This is a genomic window from Extibacter muris, assembly GCF_004345005.1.
In the GTDB taxonomy this organism is placed as follows: Bacteria; Bacillota; Clostridia; order Lachnospirales; family Lachnospiraceae; genus Extibacter; species Extibacter muris.
This window is the reverse complement of record NZ_SMMX01000102.1, coordinates 1-525: the sequence shown is the minus strand read 5'-3', so window position 1 is coordinate 525 and position 525 is coordinate 1. Positions and strand designations below refer to the sequence as shown.

General features: G+C 47.4%; 1 protein-coding gene. It reads left to right on the top strand.

Annotation, left to right across the window (positions count from 1 at the left end):
• Window positions 1-387: hypothetical protein (locus E1963_RS23955; protein ID WP_201272121.1), on the top strand; the 387-nt coding region annotated here is incomplete at its 5' end.
• Between the last annotated feature and the right edge of the window lie 138 nt (window positions 388-525).

The following is a 525-nucleotide window of genomic DNA, read 5'->3' as shown; positions in this document are numbered from 1 at the left end:
GAGGGGGGGGAAGAGAAAAGGAGAAAAGAAGGGAAGAAAGGAAGGAAAAAGAAAAGGAAGAAAAAAAAAGAAAAGGAGAGGAGGGGGGAAAAAAGAGGGGGAAGGAAGAGGAGAAAGAAGAAAAAGAAAGGTATCCGGAGAGAGAGAAGAGGGAGGAGAAGAGAGGAAAAAGAAGGGAGAAAGGGGAGGAAGGAAGAGGAGAGAAGAGCCCAATCCTCCGCAATAGAGGAAAAGGGAGGGAAGGGGGGAAGAAGAGGGGAGAGGAAGAAGGGGAAAGAGGGGAAACTTCTAAGAAGGAAAAAGAGGAAAGAGAGGAAAGGAGGAAGGGAGAAAGAGGAAGAAGAAGAGGAAGGGGAGAGGGAGGAGGAGGGGCAGGGTATGTCCTAACAGTCGATAATTCATAAAAACGCCGGGAAGAAGAGGAGAAGGAAGAAAGAGAAAAAAAAAAGAGAGAAGAAAGAAAAAGAAGGGAAGGGGAGGGAAGAGAAAAGAGAAAGGAGGGAGGAAGCGGAACGGCGTTAAGGA